Raw genomic sequence first — 21,403 nt, 5'->3', positions numbered from 1 at the left:
GGTGTAAAGATCTTCAAGTGAAGAGGGGGGTTGTGCCGCATGCTGTCTGTCAGCGAAATAGAGAACATACTGGGCGACGAGGCGGAGGACTTGCTGAATTACACCTGCAAGGGTATCCCTAAGGAGGACCTTCACCTTCCGGGTCCTGACTTCGTGGACCGGGTCTTCGCCCAGTCGGATCGGAATCCCCAGGTCTTGAGGTCCCTTCAGCAGCTCTTCTCCCACGGCAGGCTTGGCAACACCGGCTATCTGTCGATCCTCCCGGTGGACCAGGGGATAGAGCACTCCGCCGCCGCCAGCTTCGCCCCCAACCCCATGTACATGGATCCGGAGAATATAGTTCGTCTGGCCATTGAGGGGGGCTGCAGCGCGGTGGCCAGCACCCTGGGCGTGCTGGGGATGGTGGCTCGGAGGTACGCCCACCGGATCCCCTTCGTTCTCAAGATAAACCACAACGAGCTCCTGTCGTACCCCAACGTCCACGACCAGACCCTTTTCGCCACGGTGGAGCAGGCCTGGGACATGGGGGCGGTGGCGGTAGGGGCCACGGTCTACTTCGGATCCCCCGAGTGCCGGAGGCAGATAATCGAGGTCTCCAAGGCCTTCAGGAGGGCCCATCAGCTGGGGATGGCCACCATCCTATGGTGCTACCTGAGGAACCCGGTGTTCGAGAAGGAGGTGGACTACCACCTCTCGGCGGACCTTACCGGCCAGGCGGACCACCTGGGGGCCACCATCGAGGCGGACATCGTCAAGCAGAAGCTGCCGGAGAACAACGGGGGCTTCAGGGCCATAGGGTTCGGCAAGACCCATCCCAGGGTCTACGAGGAGCTGGTGCCCAACCATCCCATAGAGTACGTCCGCTGGCAGGTGGCCAACGGCTACATGGGCCGGGTGGGGCTGATCAACTCCGGGGGCCCGTCGGGGAAGAACGACCTGAAGGACGCGGTGCGCACCGCGGTGATCAACAAGAGAGGCGGCGGAATGGGGCTAATCCTGGGCAGGAAGGCGTTCCAGAAGCCCTTCGAGGAGGGGGTTAAGCTGATCAAGGCGGTGCAGGACGTGTACCTCTGCGACGAGATCGTGCCCGCCTGAAGCCGTTCAAAAACCGGGGAGGCGGGATGACACTCATGCATTCAGCCCCCCCGGTCCTCGGTTCCTCCGGCCACTTGGTCCTTGAAGACCACGAAGTAGGTAACCACCACGAACAGTATGGCCCCAAGGACATTGCCCAGCGTGACGGGCAACAGGTTGCCCACGTAGCCTGCCAGGTTCACGTGGGACAGCTTGTCCGCCGGCAGGCTAGACGCGGTCAGCGTGGATCCCTCGCGGCGAACCAGGATCCCCAGCGCCATGTAGTACATGTTGGCCACGTTGTGCTCAAAGCCGGATGCCACGAAACCCATTATGGGGAAGAATATGGCGGATATCTTTCCCGCCACATCATCCGCCGCCATGGACATCCATACCGCCAGGGCCACCAACCAGTTGCAGAGGACACCCCTCACCATGGCCTGCCCGAAAGGCAAACTCATCTTAACCGCCGCGATCTTAAGGGCGTTTGCCCCCACCTCCCCCTCGGCCAACCCGGACCAGTGGACTAGGAACGCCACCGCCACCGCCCCTGCCATGTTGGACAGGAAGACCCAGGCCCAGTTTTTTATCACCCGCCCAAGGGGGACACATCCCACCAGGATCCCCATGGGCATAAGACAGTTTCCGGTGAACAGCTCGCCGCCCGCTATCACCACCAAAATAAGCCCCAATGGGAACACCGTCCCACCCAATAGCTTGGCTATGCCGGTTCCCACGTACCGGGCCGCATCCTGAGTTACCACCGTGTACAGGAAACCCGCCATCGCTATGTAGGCCCCGGCCATGAAACCCAGGACCAGCATCTGAACCGGAGCCCAGGCCCCTTTCTTCTCCGCCATCCTGGCACAGGATTGCACCAGCTCTGCCGGTGTCTTATATCCCACTTGGCTCCCTCCAATCTAGCCTACGCGCGAAGGGGGGGAGGGTTCTCCCTCCCCCCCTTACCGGATCTCCCGGATCCCTAACTAGACGTCGGACCGCTTGAAGTAGTGGGTGTGAAGCAGGTGATGAGCCGTCTCACCCAGGGGCTTGCCCAGGAACTCCTCGTAGAGCTTCACTATCTCCGGGTTCTCGTGGGACTTCCGGATCGGCTTGCCCTGGTCCTCCCGATATATGGCCTCGGCCCTCTTCTTCACTATCTCGAAGTTGCCGTGGTGGTAAGGCTGGCCGCCGCCTCCAACGCATCCGCCGGGACAGGCCATGATCTCAATGGCATGGAACATCTCCCCCTTGCCGTCCCGGACGGCCTCCAGAAGCCGCCTGGCGTTGCCAAGACCGTGGGCTATGCCTATGTGAAGCTTGAGGTCCCCCACGTTCACCCAGGCCTCCCGGCATCCCTGCATGCCCCGGAGCTCGGTGAAGTCCACCTTTTCAAGCGGCTTGCCGGTGGCCCACTCCACCGCCGTGCGGACCGCCGCCTCTATGACCCCACCGGTGGTGCCGAAGATCACCCCCGCGCCGGTCGACTCGCCCAGCGGACGATCGAAGTCCTCGTCTGGCAGGGACAGGAAGTCTATGTTGCAGCGCTTGATCAGATGGGCAAGCTCCCGGGTGGAGATGGATATGTCCACGTCCGGGTTCCCATCCACGGCGAACTCCGGCCTGGAAGCCTCGTACTTCTTGGCCAGGCAGGGCATCACCGACACCACCACCATCTTCTCCCTGGGGATACCCAGCTTCTTGGCGAAGAAGTTCTTGGCCACTGCGCCGAACATCTGCTGGGGGGACTTGGCGGTGGAGGGCACGTCCAGCAGCTCCGGGAACTGGTGCTCGAAGAACTTGACCCAAGCGGGGCAGCAGGAGGTAAGGATCGGCATCCTAACGGCCTTGTCACCCTTAAGATACCGATTCAACCTGTCCAGGAACTCCGACGCCTCCTCCATTATGGTGAGGTCCGCGGCAAAGTCCGTGTCGAACACGTAGTCGAATCCCATCTGCCTCAAGGCGGAAACCATCTTGCCGGTCACCAAAGTACCGGGCTCGAGGCCGAACTCCTCCCCCAGGGCAGCCCTCACGGCTGGGGCGGTCTGGACCACCACCACCTTGTCCGGATCCGCCAGAGCCTCTATGACCCTCCAAGAATAGTCCCTCTCCACCAGGGCCCCGGTGGGGCACACGGCGGCGCACTGGCCGCAGAAGGTGCAGACCGTGTCGACAAGGGGTTTCTCAAAAGCGGGGGCTACAACCGCGTTGAAACCCCGGTTTACCCCGGAGAGCACACCAACGGTCTGGACCTCGTTGCACATGGTCTCGCACCGACGACACATGACACACTTGTCCATGTCCCTCTCCAGGGCAGGGGAGTGGTCCTTCTTGTAGGTGGACTGGACTCCCTGGTAGCGTACCTCCCGGATGCAGAACCTCTCCGCCAGATCCTGGAGCTCACAGTTGCCGCTCTTGGCACAGGTGAGACACTCCTTGGGATGATCTGAGAGCAAGAGCTCCAACACGGTCTTCCGGGCGTTCAAGACCCGGATGGTGTTGGTCCTCACCTCCATCCCCTCCGCCACCGGGGTGGCGCAGGCAGGGGCCAGGTTGCGGCGGCCCTTAACCTCCACAACGCAGACCCGGCAGGAGGCGCTCTTGTTAACCATGCCCACGTTGTCATCCAGCTTGAGGTGACAGAGGGTGGGGATGTCGATCCCCAGCTGCCTTGCCGCCTCGAGGATGGTGGACCCCTCCGGAACCTTAACGTACTTTCCGTCTATGTTCAGGTTTATCATGGCTATCCTCCCGTGCTCTAGCTACGCGAGATGGCGCCGAACTTGCAGGCGGTGTAGCAGGCGCCGCACTTGACGCACTTGTCCTGGTCTATCACATGGGGCTCCCGGACCTTGCCGGAGATGGCGTCCGCGGGGCAGACCTTGGCGCAGAGGGTGCAGCCCTTGCACTTCTCCGGGTCTATGACATAGCGGACCAGGTCCTTGCACTTACCGGCGGGGCAACGCTTCTCCTCCACGTGAGCCAGGTACTCGTCGAAGAAGTTGTCCAGCGTGGAAAGCACCGGGTTGGGCGCCGTCTGTCCAAGGCCGCAGAGGGAGGTGTCCTTGATTATCAGCGCCAGCTCCCTGAGCCTGTTGAGGTCATCCCGGGTGGCCTTCCCCTGGCATATCTTGTCCAGCATCTCCAGCATCCGCCGGTTCCCCACCCGGCAGGGGGTACACTTGCCGCAGGACTCCTCCACGGTGAACTCCAGGTAGAACTTGGCCACGGACACCATGCAGTTGTCCTCGTCCATGACGATCATGCCGCCGGAGCCCATCATGGACCCCGCCTCGAGCAGGGTGTCAAAGTCAATGGGGGTGTCCAGATGCTTCTCGGTGAGACACCCGCCGGAGGGGCCACCGGTCTGTACCGCCTTGAACTTGCGGCCGTCCCTTATGCCGCCCCCGATGTCGTAGATGACCTCCCTCAGGGTTATGCCCATGGGGACCTCCACCAGGCCCACGTTGTTGACCTTGCCCGCCAGGGCGAAGACCTTGGTTCCCTTGGACTTCTCGGTCCCTATGGAGGCGAACCAGTCCGCCCCCTTAAGGATGATGGGGGGAACGCAGGCGAAGGTCTCCACGTTGTTGACGTTGGAGGGCTTGCCGTAGAAACCCCTCTCCGCCGGGAAGGGTGGCTTGCTGACCGGCTCTCCCCGGTTCCCCTCCAGGGACTGAATCAGGGCGGTCTCCTCACCGCACACGAAGGCTCCCGCGCCGTAGCGGAGCTCCACGTCGAAGTCGAAGCCGCTGCCCAAGATGTCCTTGCCCAGCAGCCCCACCTCTCGGGCATCCTCTATGGCCTTCTGGAGACGCTTAACCGCCAGGGGATACTCGGCCCGGATGTAGACCATCCCCTTGGTGGCCCCGATGGCGTAGCCGCAGATGGCCATGGCCTCGATGACCGAGTGGGGATCCCCCTCCAGAATCGAACGATCCATGAAGGCCCCCGGGTCACCCTCGTCGGCGTTGCAGATCACGTACTTCTGGTCCGCGCTGAAACGGCTGGCGATCTCCCACTTAAGCCCCGTGGGGAACCCACCGCCGCCCCGGCCCCGAAGCCCCGACTTCTTGACCTCCGCTATCACGTCCTGGGGCTTCATGGAGGTGAGAACCTTGCCCAGCGCCTCGTAGCCGTCCCGAGCTATATACTCGTTCACGTTCTCCGGATCTATGAACCCGCAGTTCCTCAGGGCGATCCGCATCTGCTTCTTGTAGAAGTCCATGTGCTTGGAGTCGGACACCTCGTGGGCGGTCTTGGGATCCTTGTAGAGGAGCCGAGTCACCTTGCGGCCCTTCAGGATGTGCTCCGCCACTATCTCGTCCGCATCCTCGGGGGTCACCTTGACGTAGAAGGTGTTATCCGGGGCCACCTTGACTATTGGCCCCTGCTCGCAGAAGCCAAAGCACCCGGATAGGACCACCTTAACCTCCTCCGCCAACCCCCTCTTGGCCAGGGCCTCCTTCAGGGCCTCCGCCAGGCGGTCGCTCTGGGAAGATATGCAGCCGGTTCCGCCGCACACCAGGATGTGCATCTTAACAGCCATGACTTCAAGGCCCCCTTACTCGTGAGAGGTTCTGTAGCTGGTGGGGATCATTCCGTCCACCATCTCACCCTTCTCGATCACGTGGTCGAAGATCTCCTTGATCCTCTCGGTGCCCTTCACGTTCCCGTAGAGCACCGGCTCCTCACCAGGGCGCACGATCATTATGGTGGGCTCGCTGTGGCAGAAGCCCATGCAGCCGCTCTGGGTGAAAACCACGTTGCTAAGGCCCCGGCGCTTGGCCTCCTCGATCATCTCCGCCATGACCTCCCGGGCCCCGGAGGCGATGCCGCAGGTGGCCATGCTGACCTTGACCTCTATCATCTTGTCGATGTCCTGCCCCTTCTCCCGGAGCTCCGTGCCCTCTTTGACGCTCTGCTTTATCTTCCTCAGTTCATCAAGGGACTTTATCTTGTTAGACATTGCAAGTGTTCACCTCCGAGCCGGCCACCTTGGGCCTGTACTGATCCACTATGCCCGGCACATCCGCCGGGGTGACCCGGCCAAAGACCCGGCCGTTCACTATGACCACCGGCGCCAGCCCGCAGGCGCCAACGCAGCGGAGGGTGTCCAATGAGAAGTAGCCGTCCTCCGAGACCTTGCCGGCCTTGACCCCCATGGCCTTCTCCAGCTCATGAAGAACGTCCTCCGCCCCACGGACATAGCAGGCAGTCCCCATGCAGACCGATACCGCCACCTTGCCCTTGGGCTCCATGGTGAAGAAAGAATAGAAGGTTACAACCCCGTAGACCTTGGCCAGGGGAATCTCCAGCTTCCTGGCCACGAAGGCCTGGACCTCCTCGGGAAGGTAACCGAAGATCTCCTGGGCCTTGTGGAGCACCGTTATTAGCTCCCCCTTCTTGTTCGGGAGCTTGTCTATGAACTCCTCCAGCTCCCGGAACTGCTGCCCATTCTCCTTGCCACAGCAACAGCAACTCATCTTCCGCCCTCGCCTCCTTCGATGCCGCATGCTTTCGCGCAAACGAGCACAAGCTCGTAGACATTATAATTTCTACTACTGGAAAGGGCAATTTAGCAAGGCCCCAAATTCGCAACCCGGATAAATTTTTATTGCGGGCAATAAAAATTTATAAAAAGGCGGAGGCCGCAACACAGCTCCCCGCCCTTCCTTCAACGCTACGCCATATCCCAGCTCCCGATCAGCTAGATCAGCCCCACAACCGCCCTATCCAGGATCCCGCTCCGCTTGGCGAACAGGACCCCGTAGTTGGTAATGGGTACCCCCTGGGACCTGGCAGCCATGATCCGGCTCATCATGTGCTTCCGGTTCAGCATGCAGCCCCCGCAGTGCACCACCAGCGAGAACCCCTTCAAATCCCGGGGGAAGTCGTTGCCCGCCACCACCCTGAACTCCAGCCGGGCCCTGCTCATCTCCGATATGAGGGCGGGCAGCTTCTCCCTGCCTATATCACCCTCAAGGGGATGATGGGTACAGGCCTCGGCGATCAACACCACGTCCCCATCAACCAGCCGGTCCACCGCCCGGGCCCCCTCCACCAGGGTCCTGAGGTCCCCCTTGTAGCGGGCCATGAGGATGGAGAAGGACGTTAGCCGCACATCGGGCCCCACCAGGTCCTTCACCAGGTGGAACACCTGAGAGTCGGTCACCACCAAATCCGGCCGCCTCCCCGCCGCCTCCAGGAGCTCCATAGCCCCCCGAAGCTCCCCGGTCTTCACCATCATGGCCACCCCATCGTGGTCCAACACGTCCCGCATGACCTGAACCTGGGGAAGGATCAGCCGGCCCTTTGGGGCCTGCACGTCCTGGGGGGCCACCAGAAGCACCAGGTCCTCCGCCTCCATCAGGTCCCCCAGTATGGTCCGCATCTCCCAGCCCTCCGGGACCGCTTCCTGGATGGCCGCCTTAAGCTCCTGTATCCCATCCCCAGTAAGGGCGCTGACCGGCGTCAACCGCAACCCAAGGCGACCGCTCACCCACTGGACCGGGAGCTCCCCCTGGTCGCTCTTGTTGAAGACCCCAACCACCGGGATCCCCCGCCCCCTAAGCTCCGCCAGCCACCCCTCCTCCATGGACAGGTCCGTGACCGGGGGGGACACCACCAGCAGAGCCAGGTCCGTCCGGTCCAGCACCCGGCGGGTCCGCTCCACCCGGAGCTGCCCCAGCTCCCCCTGGTCGTCTATCCCCGCGGTGTCGATGAACACCACGGGACCTATGGGCAACAGCTCCATGGCCTTCATCACCGGATCGGTGGTGGTCCCCGGCTCGCTGGAGACCAGAGCCGCATCCTGGCCGGTCAGGGCGTTTATGAGGCTCGACTTACCCGCGTTGCGACGGCCGAATATGGCTATATGAAGCCTGTTGGCCTTGGGTGTGTCCAACACCGCAGCTACCCCCTAGAACCGGAGATCCCGATCGCCGGACTCCACCCGGCGAAGCATCTCCAGCGCAGCCTCACGAGCCCTGGGATGGGGGATCTCATTGACCTCCCTCTCGATGAGCCGCTCTCCGATCTCCCTGGCCTCCTCATCACCGTAGTCCAGGAGGAACTCCTTCAAGGTAAGCAGGGCGTTGGGCTGGCACACGTTGCCTATCTGCCCCGACTTGGCCAGGCTCATGAACCGGTCCCCGGTGCGCCCCTCCCGGTAGCAGGCGGTGCAGTAGCTGGGTATGTACCCCCCCCTCATGAGGCTCTTTATGATCTCCATGGGGGATCGGTGATCCCCCACCTCGAATTGGGGCTTCTCGTCCTCCGCCCGACGGCCGTAGTGGTCCGCGTAACCCCCAACCCCGGTGCAGGAACCGGCGCTTATCTGGGATATCCCCAGGGAGATCACCTGGTCCCGGAACTCCGCGTCCTCCCGGGTGGACAGGATCATCCCCGTGTAGGGCACCGCAAGCCTTATGACCGCCACCAAGCGTTTGAAGGCCTCGTCGTCCACCAGTTGGAACGCGGAAACGTCCACCCCGTGGGCCCTCCTGAGCCTTGGCACCGATATGGTGTGGGGCCCCACCCCGAAACGCTCCTCCAGGTGCCGGGCGTGGAACAGCATGGCCACCGTGTCGTACACGTGGTCGTACAGGCCGTAGAGGACCCCAAGCCCCACATCGTCTATCCCGGCTTCCATGGCCCGGTCCATGGCGGTGGTGTGATAGTCGTACGACGACTTGGGCCCCCTAGGGTGAAGCGCCCGGTAGGTGGGTCGATGGTAGGTCTCCTGGAACAGAACGTAAGTACCTATGCCGGCCTCCTTGAGGCGCCGGTACTCCTCCACCGTGGTGGCCGCTATGTTGACGTTAACCCTCCTTATGCTGCCGTTGTCGAACTTGAGAGAGTATATGGTCCCTATGCAATCCAGGATGTAGTCCAAGGGGCAGTTCACCGGGTCCTCCCCCGCCTCCAACGCCAGCCTCTTGTGCCCCAGGCCCTCCAGGATCCGGACCTCCTCCGCCAGTTCCTCCATGGTCAGCCGCCGCCGCTCGAATCCCCGATTGGAGCATTTGTACCCGCAGTAGGAACAGTCGTTCACACAGTGGTTGCTCACGTAGAGGGGGGCGAAGAGCACTATGCGGCGCCCGTATATCCGCTCCTTTACCTCCCTAGCCAGGGAGAACATCTCATCCTCCATTGCGGGATCCTGAACCGACAGGAGTGCCGCCGCCTCCTGGGGGTCCAGCCCCTTGGCCTGACGGGCCTTGGCCAAAACTTCCCTCAGGTACCCCACATCCCCGGCCCGGGAACGGGCCGCCTCCAGAACCTCCGTTATCCTGCCATGGTCTATGAAGTCCGCCGTATCCAATGCCCTAGCGCTCAAAACCCCCATATCAGATCGCCCCCATGCAATATGGCTTCAAAAACAAGCGGCGGGCCCCTAAACCCTCACCGCATCTCCCCTGTCCCTGGCCACCCGAAGCCCCATGGACTCCAGTGCCCTCTCCAACTCCTCTCTCTCCTCCGCTATGGACCTCTCCTCCCCTACCCCCTTGGGATATATGTCGTAGAGCCGCCGGTACCGGTGGGGCTCCAGCTTCTGCATAACCACATTGGCCCCCCCATGGAAGGCCCAGTCCCTCATCCGCCGGTCCAACACCCCAAGCGCGGTGGTGGCCGGAAGGTGGGGACGCCGCAGGAGCAACCTGGCCAAGGCAACGGTCTTAAGCACCAGGAAGGGATCCCCCGCCGGCTGATCCCCCAAGGGGGTACGTGGATGGGGAACGAAGGGACCTATCCCCGCCATGTCCACGTCCAGCTTCTTGAGCAGCAGCACGTCCCGCGCTATGGACCTCAAGGTCTGCCCCGGCAGGCCCACCATGAAACCGCTCCCCACCTGGTAGCCCAGCTCCTTGAGCTGCGTCAGGCACTCCAGCCTCCTGCGGAACGACGAATGGGGGTGCAGCCGGTCGTAGAGACCCTGGTCGGCGGTCTCGTGCTTCATTAGGAACCGGTCCGCCCCCGCCTGCCTGAGGTACCTGTAGTCCTCGTAGGACCTCTCCCCTATGCTCAGGGTGATGGCCACGTCCTTTATCCCCTTGATCCTCTCTATGACCCTCCCCAACGTCCAGCGATCGTACCAGCCGTCCTCCCCAGACTGGAGCACCAGGCTCATGTACCCCGCCCCTATGGCCTCCTCCGCGCACCGGACTATCTCCTCCTCCTCCATCCGGTACCGGGCAAGGTCCCGGTTATCAGCCCTGAGGCCGCAATACAGGCACCGGCCGGAGCAGTGGCTGGAGAACTCTATGATCCCCCTTATGTGAACCTCCGGGCCAAAGAGCTCCTCCTTGACCTTCCGGGCCCCCTCAAGGAGCACCTGGGCCCCCTCCCAGTCCAGGGAGAGCAAAAACTCCATCTCATCCATGGTCGGCAGATACCCCCCAACCATCGACGAGACCAGCTCCCTGATTTCCACCTCATCCCTGACCAAGCTCAACCGATCCCCTCCCCAGCGTCCCTCAGCTTCGCGTATGCGGCCTTCACCGACACGCCCGATATTCGCCCCAGCTTGCCGGTCATGGCACTTATCTCCTCGTTGCTGCCATCCACTATGAGGGATATGACCGACACCCCCCGATCCCGATAGGGGATGCCCATCCTGCCCACCACTATCTGAGCATGCTCGTGGAGCACCGAGTTCACCCGGTGGACCATCTCCAGGTCCTCCACCACTATGGCCACCACCCCGAGCCTGCTCCCACCGGAAACCGTCAAAACCGATCCCCCCGACGGATTCAAAATTAAAAAGCGCCCCCCGAAGGATCGGAGGGCGCACAACACGCTCCGGGACCCACAAGTCCCCTTTGACCCCTCCCCCTCGGGCTCACCCCTCGCGGTCGGCCTAAGACAATCTCAACTCCCCGTCGGAAGAACCTCCGGGTCGTTACCGGATTATCATACACTCAGTCGCCGGAGCCCGCAACAGCCCGGCGGCTCACCAGACCTATGTTGTTCATTATCCTCCTGGTGGTGTCCGGCCGGTTCATGGTGTATATGTGGATACCATCAACACCAAAGGCCAGGAGGTCCACTATCTGCTCCGTGGCGTAAGCCACCCCCGCCTCCGCCAGGGAGGCGGGATCGTCCGCATACCGGGCCACCATCCGGGTGAACTTCGGAGGGAACGAGACCCCGCAGAGGGACACTATCCTCTCCACTTGCCGGGCGTTCAGCACCGGGAAGATCCCGGCACACACCGGAACCCTGATCCCCAGGCGCCCTATGCTCTCCAGGAAGCGGTAGAAGATCTCGTTGTCGAAGAATAGCTGGGTTATGAGGAGCTCCGCCCCCATGTCCACCTTGAGCTTAAGGAAAGCTAGATCCTCCTCCATATCCCGGGCCTCCACGTGACCCTCCGGGTAGGCGGCGGCGGCGATGCACACCTCATCCCCAAACGCTCGCCTCAGGTACCCGATGAGATCCGACCCATGGGGGAAACTGGGACCCTCCGGCACATGGCGGTCCCTGGGGGGATCCCCACGCATTGCCAGGAGGTTGTGGACCCCCTCGTACATCAGGTCCTCCACCATCTCGTGAACCTCCGGAGGGGTGTGGCACAGGCCCGTGCAGTGGGCCATCACCTCAAGGCCGAACCGGTTCTTGACCGTGGAGGCTATCTCCAGCGTGGCATCCCGGGTGCTTCCCCCCGCTCCGTAGGTGACGCTCACGAAGTCCGGCGCTAGGTCCTTTATGGCCCCCAGGGTCCTGTAGACCTCCTCAACCGGAACTCCCCCCCTGGGGGGGAATATCTCGAAGGATATGACGGGCCTTCCTCGCCCGAAGAGCTCCCTTATGAACATCCCAATCCCTCCCAGTCGCAAGGAAGACCGGAGAGGAGCCGCTCCACCAGCCTGGCGGCCCCCACCGCGTCGTAGGACATGCCATCCGCCCCTATGGACCTGGCGTAGGCGGGGCTCACCGCCGCACCGCCCACTATCACCTTGAAACCCGCCCCCCGGCGCCGGGCCTCCTCTATGAACTCCCTCATCCGGGGCACCGTGCTGGTCATCAGGGCCGACAGGCCCACCACCTGGGCCCCCTCCCTCTGGGCGGCCTCCAGGATTACCTCCGCCTTCACGTCCTTCCCCAGGTCCACCACCCGGTAGCCGTGGCTCTTGAGCACCGTGCCCACCAAGTTCTTGCCCAGGTCATGCAGGTCCCCCTCCACGGTGGCCAGCACCACCGTGCCCCTATTGGCGGATCGCCCCAGCCTCAATAGTTCCTCCTCCGCCAACCGGCAGACCGCCGACGCCGCCTCCGCCGCCTCCATCAGCTGGGGCAGGAAGAACTCCCCGGTCTCGTAGCGGCGCCCCACCTCATCCAGGGCGGGTATCAAGTGTCCGGATATGACCTCCATGGGCCCCTCCTGGGCCATAACAGTCAAGGCCTCCGCCAAGGCCCCATCCCGATCCCCCTCCATGACCCGGCGGGACAGCTCCGAAAGCCCAGAGCAGACCTCACCCGCCGACGCCTCCGCAGCCTGTACGGCCCCCCTCTCCGGCTCCCTCCAGGAGGGGCCGAAGGCCATGAAGGCCCCAAGCCCCCGGTCCCGGCCTCGAAGGGCATCCGCCGCCCTCACCACCCCAAGAAGCTCCCGATCCAGCGGGTTGCATATCACCATGTCCAGCCCCCGCTCCATGGCCATGGCCAGGAACGTGCGGTTCAAGAGCCCCCGGGCGGGGAGGCCGTGGGACACGTTGCTTATCCCCAGCATTGTGTGCCCCCCCATGCGGCTAACCGCCTCCACCGCCCTCAGGGTCTCCAACCCATTGGACTGGCTTGCCCCCAGCGTGAGCGTCAGGGGGTCGAAGACGATCCTGTTGGGACCAAGCCCCCGGGAGGAGGCCACATCCAGGACCCGCTGGGCGATCCGGGCCCTCTCCAGCCCGTCCTCCAGTATCCCCCGCTGATCTATGAGCAACACCGCCAACACCGCCCCATACCTCAAGGCAAGCCGGATCCCCAGCTCCAGGGACTCCTCCTTGGCGGTGACGGAGTTCATGAGCGGCACCCCAACCGCCTCGGCGAGCCCCGCCTCCAACACCGCCGGGGCGTCGCTGTCTATCGATATGGGCAGGTGGGTCACCGACTCCACCGCCCAAATGGCCTCCCTGATGGCCCTCACCTGGTCGATCTGGGGGAGACCCACGTTCACGTCTATCACCGCTGCCCCGGCGACGGTCTGGGCCTTGGCCTCCCGCTTGACCTCCCCGTAGCGGTACTCCCCCACCTGCTCCCTCAGGGGGGACTTGCGGGAGACGTTGATCCTCTCCCCGATCATGGCCAGCGGCAAACCCGCCCCGGCGGAGATCACCCGGGACCTGCTGGAGAGCCTGACCCCCCCAAGGTCACAGTGAAGCCTGGTCACCCGGCGGCCCCGAGCCAGCGCCGCCAGGGCCCTCACGTGGTCCGGAGTGGTGCCGCAGCAACCCCCGATCACCGAGGCACCCGCCTTCAGCAACTCCTCGCACTCACCGACAAACTCGTCCGGCCCCAGATAGTCCCCTGCCGAGGGGACCCCCGCGTTGGGGTACACCCACACGGGCAGGGGGGACGCCTCAGCCAGGCGACGGACCACCGGCACGTAGCCCCGGGGACCCAGCCCGCAGTTGGCCCCCACCCCCAGGGCCCCCACCGCCTGGGCCCAGCACGCCGCCGCCTCCGGGGTGGTGCCCGTGACGGTCCGCCCGTCCCGGTCGAAGGTGAAGCTCACCACGAAGGGGAAGAGGGGATCCACCCGCTTGACCGCCTCCACCGCCGCGGCGGCCTCCTTCAGGTCCAACATGGTCTCGATGAGGATCAGGTCCGCCCCGCCCCGGATGAGGCCCCTAACCTGGGGCTCGAAGGACTTCACCGCCTCCTCGAAGGACATCTCCCCCAGGGGGGCCAGCATCTCCCCCGTGGGCCCCACGGACCCGGCCACCAGGGCGTCCCCCGCCGCCTGCCGGGCTATCTGGGCGGACCGGAGGGCCAGCTCCTCCGCCAGGTGACCGAGCCCCCTCATGGACAGCTTGCGGACCGACCCGCCGAAGCTGTTGGTCTCCAGCACCGCGGCCCCGGACTCCACGTAGCTCTCGTGGACCTCCCGGACCGCCTGGGGCATGTGAAGGCACATCTCCTCGGGCAACATGGGGGGATGCCAACCCCGCTCCGCCAGCTGGGTACCCATGCCCCCGTCCATCACCAACGGGGATCGGACTTCCCCAAGGAGACTCCTCACTCGCCCACGATCCAACAGCACCACTTCCTTCCTACACGACTCCACCGTCCACCGGGACGGTTTTAAAGAGGCATACTATAGCAAAGGCCCCCTCGCTTCAAGGGGGCCCTGGATCAACGTCCCTGGGGACCGGAGGGGATGCGGTACAGCACCCGGGGGCGCCCCGGCCGGCCGTCGCTCAAGGCCTCCTCCCGCTCCACCAGCCCCTTCATGGCCAGGTGCTCCATGTACCGGTGGGCGGTGGCATAGGCCAACCCCATGAGGGACGCCATCTCCTCCACCGTAACCCACCGCCCGCCAGCCCCCTCCAGGATCTCCATGGCCCGGCGGATCCGGCCCTCCGACAGGCCCTTCCTCTCCCTCCAGGAGGAGCCGGCAGAGAGGCCCACCCGCCGGAGCAGGTTCACCCGGGCGCAGAAGTCCGCCAGCCTTATGGGCTTGGCTATGAAGTCGTCCGCCCCGGCGGAGATGAGGGTCCTGGCGGTGACCGGGTCCTGCTCGATGGTGAGCATGGCCACCACCGCGTTGGGTCGAAGGGCCTTGGCCTGCCTCAACACCTCCAATCCGGACATCCTTGGCAGGTGGTAGTCCAGCAGGTATATGTCCTTGGCCCCATCCCGAACCCACCGGAGGAACCGGTCGCAGGAGGTGGTGGTCTCCATCTCCCAACCCTGGCTCTCCGCCATGGAGCTCAGGGTGAAGAGGATGTTCTCGTCGTCGTCAAGGGCCCCTATCCGCAGCATCCCCATCCACCTCCACCAATGGCAGGAATATCACCGCCTCGCAGCCGCCCCCCTCCGGGGTCCGGACCTGGAAGCTGCCCCCGTGATCCCGGGCCACCTGCTCCACGAAGGTGAGCCCGGTGCCGAACCGGACCTCCTGGCCCTGGACACCGAAGCCGGGCCCCCGATCAAGGACGAACAGCTCCACCCCCCGGTCCACCCGTCGCCCCCCGAACTCCACCGGCCCGTCGTAGGCGTTGGCGGCGTTGTCCAACAGGTTCGTCAAGGCCCTGGCCAGCCTCATCAAATTGGCCCGGATCACCAGTCCCCCCACTGCCTCGTCCCCCGCCTCGAATATCCTCCCCCGGTATGGCATGGGGCTCACCTGGGATAACACCAGATCGTAAAGATCCCTAAGGCGCACCTCCCCAGCCGCATCACCGCTCAGGATCTCGCGGATCATTCGATCCATACCCTCCGCAGAAGCCATCATCCTGACCAGACGCTCGTCCCCGGGACGCTCCGCCATGAGCACGTCCCCCAGGCCCATTATCACCGTCAGCGGCCGCCTCAGGTCGTGCACCAGCCCCTGCAGCTCCCGGAAGACCCGGGCCCTGCGCCCCTCCTCCCGAAGCTGGGCCATCCGCCTCTCCTGGCTCCTTATGAGCCTGAACTGCCTCTCCTGCAACACCTTCCCCATGGTTATGGAGGCGGACCCCACGGCCCCCACCAGCGAGAGGGCGAAGCCCAGGAAGCCGATCCAGTCGAAGAGGACCCCCTCGCCCATCACGGACGCCATGGCCTTCAGACCCATGGACAGCTCCCCACCGCCGAAGCCATAGGGGGTCAGGGAGGGGCAGATGTCCAGCCACTGGATGGCCAGCACCAGCAGGGCCATCACTATGAGCCGATCCAGCCAACCCTTGAGACCCTGGGTGAGCCACCGGAGGACCAGCACCGCCACTAGGGAGGCAAGGGCGCTGGTGCCGAAGTGGAGCCCCGGACCTCCCATCAGGCCCCAGGATACCCCGTAGGACAGGGGGACCCCCAGCAGGATGACCACAAACCCCCACAGGGATCTTATGCCCCCCTTGAGGGACAGCCCCAGGGCGAACCAGCCCCCGTAGAGCATCAGGGCCCTGCCGGAGTTGATGGCCACCAGCCGGAGGGCCCCAAGGGCCAGGTCCCCCACCGACAGGCCCCTGGAGGCCCGATCCAGCGCCTCCAGGATCCAGGAGGCCCCCATTCGAAGACTGAGGGCCCAGAACAGTATCAGCCCCATCCCCACCCAGAGGGAGATGGGGCGGCGGATCCGTATCGGGATATCTGCCATGGAAGGGATTCTAAATCAGAGGGGGACCTTACAAGAAGGCCCCCCGATCTCTAGACTAGAACCCCACCGGCACCCCAAGCCGCCGGGAATCCGCGCCGCCGTTCAGTCCCTTGACGGGATCGAACAGGATGCCCTGGGCGGTTCCGAAGGCCCCCGCCTTGGGCTTCAGCTCCACCGTGTGCCCCTTGATCCCAAGCACCTCCAGCGCCATGGGATCGATGCCCTCCTCGGCGAAGAGGTTCCCCGCCTTGCTTCCCGAGACAAGGTTGTAGATCCTGGCCTGCTCGATGGCGTCATCCATGGACATGCCGAAGTCCACCACGTTCATGATGATCTGGGAGACCGCGGTGATTATCCGGGTGGCCCCCGCGGCCCCTACGGACATGAAGGGCTTGCCCTCCGGGGTCAGCACCACCGTGGGGGACATGGACGACAGGGGCCTCTTCCCCGGCTCCGGTGCGTTGACGCTCTTGGGATCCCACGAGAAGTCGTCCATCTCGTCGTTGAGAACTATCCCGTAACCGGGCACCATCACCCCGGAACCGAAGAAGTAGTTTATGGTGTTTGTGGCCGCCACTATGTTGCCCATCTTGTCCGCCACGGAGAAGCTGCTGGTGCTTATCCGCTCGTCAATGCCGTCCGCCCGATAGCTGGCCATGCCCCGGTCAAAGGGCCAGGGATCCCCGGGGACCACCTCCTTGGCCACCTTCTTGAAGTCTATCCGCTGGGCCTGCTTGGCCGCGTAGGCCTTGCTGGTGAGCCCCTGGATGGGCACCTTGACGAAGGCGGTGTCCGCCATGTACTTGGCCCTATCCGCGTAGATCAGCTTCATGGCCTCCGCCATCACGTGCAGGTACGAGGCGGAGTTGTGCTTCAGGTCCCGCATGGGGAAGTTCTCCAGGATGTTGAGGAGCTCCGCCACGTGGGTGCCGCCGCTGGAGGCGGGAGGGGTGGAGTAGATCCGGTAGCCCCGGTAGGTGCCGAACACGGGCTTCCGCTCCACCACCCGGTAGGCCTTCAGGTCCTCCATGGACATCTTGCCCCCCGAGGCGTTCACCGCCCTGACCAGCGCCTCCCCGATGGGCCCCCCGTAGAAGGCCCCCTTCCCCTCCTTGGAGAGGATCCTGAGGGTCTTCGCCAGGTCCGGCTGGGTGAGCACCTCTCCGGCGGGCATGGGCATCCCGTCCTTGAAGAAGGGCACCTTGGCGGGGTCGTTGTAGGTGGCCAGCTTCTCGTACTCGTCGGTTATTATCTGGTTCTGCATGGGGTGCAGCTTGAACCCCTTCTCCGCCAGATCGATGGCGGGCTGGGCAACCTGGGCGAAGCTCATGGTACCGTACCTCTCCAGCACGTGAAACATCCCAGCCACGAAGCCTGGGACCGCCACCGACTTGCCCCCCCGGATGGACCACTTGCCCTTCTTGGCCTCCTCGGAGGCGAACATGTCCTTGGTGGAGGAGAGGGGAGCGGTCTCCCGGTAGTCCACCACCACGGTCTTGCCGTCCGCAGTCCTTATGGTCATGAAGCCGCCGCCGCCCATGCCAGAGGCGTTGGGCTCCACCACGTTGAGTGCCAGGGCCACCGCCACCGCCGCGTCCACCGCGTTGCCACCCCGCTTGAGGATCTCAACCCCCGCCCTGGAGGCCAGCTCATGGGCGCTGGACACCATGCCGTTCCGGGCGTACACGTCCCCCTGGCCAGCCCACAAGGTCCCAACCCCGAGGACCAATACCATCACCAAGGCTAAAAATCCGGACTTGAACTTCATCCACTTCTCCCTCCTTCTCCGTCTCCCCCGGGGCTACCGCCCCGACCTCAGAAAGTGACCTATGCCCCTGGACATGACATCCTGATACGAAGGTATCCCGCGGATCTCCACCCCCCTGTCCTGGTCGAACATGGAGAAGGCACTCACCAGGGCGGACAGGGTGGCCAGCTGACGGCCCACCCGCTCGTCCAAAGGCTTCCCCCCCTGGTCGTAGGGGACGAAGAGCCTCCCCAGGGAAGAGGCCTTCAGGTACGCCTTGTCCAGCCCGGTCTTGACCAGCCTCTCGTCGGTGCGCCCCCGGAGCCGCCCCTGGCTCGGGTTGGCGGTCTCTATGAGGAAGGGGACAGCACCGGTTCCATCCCCCCACTCCCGGTGGCTGAGCCCCCGCAGGTTCTTGGGCGACGGCTCGAGCCTCATCTCTATCCCCTCCAGCTTCAGATCCATGGCCGCCGCGGCGGCCACCTCCATGCCCTTCTCGTGGGCCACGATGGCGTCCACCACCGGGTACTCCGGCGAGGCCTCGTGGAGGTCGAAGGCCACCGACACCTCCTCCCGGCGGAGGAGCTCCATGATGGCGAAGCCCAGCCTCTCCGCGGGACTGCCGTCCGGATCACCCGGGTAGGACCGGTTCAGGTTCCGGCTCTCGTTCCCCGACAGGCTCTGCCCCGAGGGCTTGTGGACGTACACGTCCGGCACGGGCCACATCACCAGGGGGCTCACGTCCCGGGATCCGTAGCGGAAGGTCCTCATGGACCCATCGTCCAGCTGGAAGGTCAGCCTGTTGGGGGACGCCTCCTGGGGCTGGTTGTGGGTGAACCCCGACGCGTTGCCGAAGGGCACCACCATGAGACGCCCACGCCGGACCTTTGCATTCTCCACCAGCAGAACCGCCGCCAGGTACCCCGCCGGCTCGTTTGGATGGGTACCCCCCAGGACGAAGACGGTGCCCCCCTTCTCGGGCCCCTCCTGCACGTACACCTCCGTGTCCATCCCGGTCCCCTTGAGGTCCGGAAGGTAGCTGGACAGCATCTCCACCCGGAAGCCCGGGGCGGGGAAGACCCGATCCCTCTCCCTCATGGCCAGGAAGTCCCGGGAGGCCCAAAGGCACACCGCCGCCGCCAGGGCCAACATCAAGAGTGCAGACCTGCGCTCCTTCCCCATCATCCCCTTCACCTACTTAACCCTCAGAAGCCGGAGCACCAGGGGGATCGCTACCATGGCCGCCGTGGCCTGGGTCATGGGATCCCTGTCCCTGAGACACCGGTCAACCACCAGGAAGAGCACCAGGGCCACCAGGCCCATGTATATCCAAGTCATAGGTTCCTCGCCTCCTACCTAAGAAGGGATGCTATGGGGTTCGCCAAGGCTATCATCCCCAGCCCCCAGAGGGCGGTGACCACCCCGGGCACCACGCAGTGCCTCAGGACCTTGAAGTAGTCCTCCTCATCGGTAACCTGGGCGGCGAAGATCCCCGCCAGGGCGGTGGGGGGCATCAGGTCCCCCAGGCCGGACAGGAGGGCCAGGGCGCCGGCCACCACTATCTGGTCCTTCCCCAGGAGGGCCAGCACGAAGGGGACCCCCAGCACCGAGGCGGCCCCGAAGGCGGACACCGCCCCGAAGAGGGGGATGCTTATCCCCATGACCGGGTAGAGGAGCGCCGCGGGGACCGCAAGGCAGGAGACCACCACGAAGCCCCTGACCCCCGTCAAGGTCATCACCTGGATGAACATCCCTACCCCCATGAGGATCCCCAGCACCGGCAGGGCATCCCTTATGGCCTCCCGGGCCACCTCCAGGGGCCGCATGGGCTTGCCCACCGCAAAGGCGGAGGCGGCGGCCAACAGGAACTGAAGGGGCATCCCCAGAGACAGCAGGGGGGACTTGAAGAGCCTCTCGGCCCCCATGAGCACCAGGAGCACCAGGAACGGAAGGAACAGGGACCCCTTGAGGGGAACCTCCTCCATCCGGCGCAGCTCCTCCTCCATCTGCCCCCCCAGGGTGACCCTCTTAAGGTGGGGTAGCAGGAGCCAGAGGGACGACAGGATCGCCAGGGGCACCGTGGCCAAGAGCAGCGGGAGACCGAACCCCACGTAGGGCATATCTATGCCGCCCCCTATGATCATCACCGGGATGTCGATGGGAGGGGCTATCATTCCGTATATAGCCCCCATGGCTATGGCGGCCGCCACCTTGGCCCTGGGGACCCCGAGGCGCACCAGCACCGGGGCCACCAGGGCGCCAGTGGTGAGACACCCGGCGGTGGATGAGCCGGTGATCATGCCGGGCAACATCACCAACAGTGTGATGGACAGGCACAAGAGCACCGGCCGACGGGCGAAGCGCCTTATGACCCAGGCGGCCAGGGAGTTCAGTAGCCCGCACCCTTGGACGGACTTCATGAATATCATGGCAAAAGCGATGATGAGGATCGTATCCAGGTACCCGAACATGCCCTCCACCAGGTGCCGGACCGGCAACCCCGCACCGGACGCTACCGCCCCCACCACCGAGGCGAGCCCCAGCGCCAGGGATATGGGTAGCTTCAGCTTGAAGGCCCCCAGGATGAAGGCCCCCACCATCAAAACCGTGAGGGCCCCCTCGGGCCAGAACCAGTTGCCCATGTGAGACCTACTTGACGCCCCAGGCGGCCAGCTTGGCCTTCAGGGGATCCGACACCGCCTGTATGGTCTCTACCTGCTGGACCTTTACCCCCTTTGGGACCAGCTTGTCCACCAGGCCGTCGTCGTTGCCCCCCTTGACCACCATGGCGGCGTCAGCGGCGGGGAAGGCAACCCCCATGAGGAAGTCGGTAAGCTCCCCCCGGCGGCCCTTGCCCCCCACGTGCATGACCAAGACCTTGACCCCCTTGGACCTGGCGGCCCCCAGGAGATCCTTGACCCGGTCCCTCTCCTGCTCCTTGTTTATCCCCGCCGCCCCAAGTCCCTTCATGCTGCCACCAACCACCGCCACCAGCACCTTGTGCTCCTTGGACAGCTGAGAGGCCTTCATGGTGGCCTCGTAGTCGGAGTCCAACCCAGCCTTCTTGAGCAGCACCTTCACCATCATGGCGTCCGGGCTCTGTCCCACCGACGTGAGCGCCACCGGGGCCGCCAACGCCCCGGTGGACAGGGCCAACACCAACGCCAGGGCACACAAAAGTCCCATCCACCCTCCAAGCCTTACCTTCTTCACCAGAGATCGCCTCCCATCTGAACGCTCTTATAGCTGAATGATATGCCATGGGGCGGGGGCCAGGAAGCGAT

General features: G+C 64.3%; 19 protein-coding genes. 1 reads left to right on the top strand and 18 read right to left on the bottom strand.

The window, feature by feature from the left end; genetic code table 11:
- Positions 1-39 precede the first annotated feature (39 nt).
- Entirely contained in the window at positions 40-1,095 is a 1,056-nt protein-coding gene (locus TACI_RS00745; protein WP_012868908.1) for a class I fructose-bisphosphate aldolase, read from the top strand.
- A gap of 41 nt (positions 1,096-1,136) precedes the next feature.
- Here TACI_RS00745 and TACI_RS00740 read toward each other — a convergent pair whose 3' ends face one another.
- The 18 genes from TACI_RS00740 to TACI_RS00660 form a co-directional block, all read right to left on the bottom strand.
- A complete protein-coding gene (locus tag TACI_RS00740; RefSeq protein WP_012868907.1) occupies positions 1,137-1,979 on the bottom strand; it encodes a formate/nitrite transporter family protein in 843 nt (280 codons plus the stop codon).
- Between the two features lie 81 nt (positions 1,980-2,060).
- Entirely contained in the window at positions 2,061-3,818 is a 1,758-nt protein-coding gene (locus TACI_RS00735) for an NADH-dependent [FeFe] hydrogenase, group A6 (protein WP_012868906.1), read from the bottom strand.
- A gap of 17 nt (positions 3,819-3,835) precedes the next feature.
- On the bottom strand, positions 3,836-5,626 hold the full coding sequence (nuoF, locus tag TACI_RS00730; protein WP_012868905.1) for an NADH-quinone oxidoreductase subunit NuoF: 1,791 nt from the start codon (positions 5,624-5,626) through the stop codon (positions 3,836-3,838).
- A 15-nt stretch (positions 5,627-5,641) separates the two neighbouring features.
- Positions 5,642-6,046, bottom strand: a complete 405-nt coding sequence (locus tag TACI_RS00725; RefSeq protein ID WP_012868904.1) for a (2Fe-2S) ferredoxin domain-containing protein — start codon at positions 6,044-6,046, stop codon at positions 5,642-5,644.
- Positions 6,039-6,563 (bottom strand): NADH-quinone oxidoreductase subunit NuoE family protein, encoded by a 525-nt coding sequence (locus TACI_RS00720; protein ID WP_012868903.1) that lies wholly within the window; start codon positions 6,561-6,563, stop codon positions 6,039-6,041. Before TACI_RS00720 ends, TACI_RS00725 begins: the two co-directional genes overlap by 8 nt.
- Before the next feature lie 224 nt (positions 6,564-6,787).
- Positions 6,788-7,987, bottom strand: coding sequence for a [FeFe] hydrogenase H-cluster maturation GTPase HydF (gene hydF, locus TACI_RS00715; protein WP_164925073.1), 1,200 nt, complete (start codon positions 7,985-7,987; stop codon positions 6,788-6,790).
- A gap of 12 nt (positions 7,988-7,999) precedes the next feature.
- Positions 8,000-9,427: a [FeFe] hydrogenase H-cluster radical SAM maturase HydG gene (hydG, locus tag TACI_RS00710; protein ID WP_012868901.1), complete on the bottom strand. Its 1,428-nt coding sequence runs from the start codon at positions 9,425-9,427 to the stop codon at positions 8,000-8,002.
- 48 nt (positions 9,428-9,475) lie between these two features.
- The gene (gene hydE / locus TACI_RS00705) at positions 9,476-10,534 is read right to left on the bottom strand and encodes a [FeFe] hydrogenase H-cluster radical SAM maturase HydE (RefSeq protein ID WP_012868900.1); all 1,059 of its coding nucleotides are present in this window, start codon (positions 10,532-10,534) and stop codon (positions 9,476-9,478) included.
- Positions 10,531-10,812 carry a TM1266 family iron-only hydrogenase system putative regulator gene (locus TACI_RS09155; protein WP_012868899.1) on the bottom strand — a complete coding sequence of 94 codons (282 nt, stop codon included), beginning with the start codon at positions 10,810-10,812 and terminating at the stop codon, positions 10,531-10,533. The genes hydE and TACI_RS09155 overlap by 4 nt, the downstream gene beginning before the upstream one ends.
- Before the next feature lie 188 nt (positions 10,813-11,000).
- Positions 11,001-11,897 (bottom strand): methylenetetrahydrofolate reductase, encoded by an 897-nt coding sequence (locus TACI_RS00695; protein WP_012868898.1) that lies wholly within the window; start codon positions 11,895-11,897, stop codon positions 11,001-11,003.
- A complete protein-coding gene (locus TACI_RS00690; RefSeq protein WP_012868897.1) occupies positions 11,888-14,338 on the bottom strand; it encodes a homocysteine S-methyltransferase family protein in 2,451 nt (816 codons plus the stop codon). Before TACI_RS00690 ends, TACI_RS00695 begins: the two co-directional genes overlap by 10 nt.
- Before the next feature lie 92 nt (positions 14,339-14,430).
- Entirely contained in the window at positions 14,431-15,060 is a 630-nt protein-coding gene (locus TACI_RS00685) for a response regulator (RefSeq protein ID WP_012868896.1), read from the bottom strand.
- Complete coding sequence (locus tag TACI_RS00680; protein WP_012868895.1) at positions 15,038-16,372, bottom strand: sensor histidine kinase; 1,335 nt, start codon at positions 16,370-16,372, stop codon at positions 15,038-15,040. The genes TACI_RS00685 and TACI_RS00680 overlap by 23 nt, the downstream gene beginning before the upstream one ends.
- Positions 16,373-16,427: 55 nt before the next feature.
- Positions 16,428-18,140, bottom strand: a complete 1,713-nt coding sequence (gene ggt, locus TACI_RS00675) for a gamma-glutamyltransferase (protein ID WP_012868894.1) — start codon at positions 18,138-18,140, stop codon at positions 16,428-16,430.
- A gap of 33 nt (positions 18,141-18,173) precedes the next feature.
- Complete coding sequence (locus tag TACI_RS00670) at positions 18,174-19,304, bottom strand: succinylglutamate desuccinylase/aspartoacylase family protein (protein ID WP_012868893.1); 1,131 nt, start codon at positions 19,302-19,304, stop codon at positions 18,174-18,176.
- A gap of 9 nt (positions 19,305-19,313) precedes the next feature.
- Positions 19,314-19,457 carry a hypothetical protein gene (locus TACI_RS09135; RefSeq protein ID WP_012868892.1) on the bottom strand — a complete coding sequence of 48 codons (144 nt, stop codon included), beginning with the start codon at positions 19,455-19,457 and terminating at the stop codon, positions 19,314-19,316.
- A 14-nt stretch (positions 19,458-19,471) separates the two neighbouring features.
- Complete coding sequence (locus TACI_RS00665) at positions 19,472-20,761, bottom strand: TRAP transporter large permease subunit (protein WP_012868891.1); 1,290 nt, start codon at positions 20,759-20,761, stop codon at positions 19,472-19,474.
- A gap of 7 nt (positions 20,762-20,768) precedes the next feature.
- Positions 20,769-21,332, bottom strand: a complete 564-nt coding sequence (locus TACI_RS00660) for a DUF6305 family protein (RefSeq protein WP_012868890.1) — start codon at positions 21,330-21,332, stop codon at positions 20,769-20,771.
- Positions 21,333-21,403: the final 71 nt, after the last annotated feature.

Origin of the sequence: Thermanaerovibrio acidaminovorans DSM 6589 (assembly GCF_000024905.1) — a bacterium.
GTDB classification, from domain to species: Bacteria; Synergistota; Synergistia; order Synergistales; family Synergistaceae; genus Thermanaerovibrio; species Thermanaerovibrio acidaminovorans.
This window is presented reverse-complemented; position numbering and strand designations above follow the sequence as displayed.

What these genes read in the sequence shown, in the direction of transcription:
- TACI_RS00745 (WP_012868908.1), top strand. Translation starts at nt 40, where the DNA reads ATGCTGTCTGTCAGCGAAATAGAGAACATACTGGGCGACGAGGCGGAG.
- TACI_RS00735 (WP_012868906.1), bottom strand. Translation starts at nt 3,818, where the DNA reads ATGATAAACCTGAACATAGACGGAAAGTACGTTAAGGTTCCGGAGGGG.
- nuoF (WP_012868905.1), bottom strand. Translation starts at nt 5,626, where the DNA reads ATGGCTGTTAAGATGCACATCCTGGTGTGCGGCGGAACCGGCTGCATA.
- TACI_RS00725 (WP_012868904.1), bottom strand. Translation starts at nt 6,046, where the DNA reads ATGTCTAACAAGATAAAGTCCCTTGATGAACTGAGGAAGATAAAGCAG.
- TACI_RS00720 (WP_012868903.1), bottom strand. Translation starts at nt 6,563, where the DNA reads ATGAGTTGCTGTTGCTGTGGCAAGGAGAATGGGCAGCAGTTCCGGGAG.
- hydG (WP_012868901.1), bottom strand. Translation starts at nt 9,427, where the DNA reads ATGGGGGTTTTGAGCGCTAGGGCATTGGATACGGCGGACTTCATAGAC.
- TACI_RS00695 (WP_012868898.1), bottom strand. Translation starts at nt 11,897, where the DNA reads ATGTTCATAAGGGAGCTCTTCGGGCGAGGAAGGCCCGTCATATCCTTC.
- TACI_RS00685 (WP_012868896.1), bottom strand. Translation starts at nt 15,060, where the DNA reads ATGCTGCGGATAGGGGCCCTTGACGACGACGAGAACATCCTCTTCACC.
- TACI_RS00680 (WP_012868895.1), bottom strand. Translation starts at nt 16,372, where the DNA reads ATGGCAGATATCCCGATACGGATCCGCCGCCCCATCTCCCTCTGGGTG.
- ggt (WP_012868894.1), bottom strand. Translation starts at nt 18,140, where the DNA reads ATGAAGTTCAAGTCCGGATTTTTAGCCTTGGTGATGGTATTGGTCCTC.
- TACI_RS00670 (WP_012868893.1), bottom strand. Translation starts at nt 19,304, where the DNA reads ATGATGGGGAAGGAGCGCAGGTCTGCACTCTTGATGTTGGCCCTGGCG.
- TACI_RS09135 (WP_012868892.1), bottom strand. Translation starts at nt 19,457, where the DNA reads ATGACTTGGATATACATGGGCCTGGTGGCCCTGGTGCTCTTCCTGGTG.
- TACI_RS00665 (WP_012868891.1), bottom strand. Translation starts at nt 20,761, where the DNA reads ATGGGCAACTGGTTCTGGCCCGAGGGGGCCCTCACGGTTTTGATGGTG.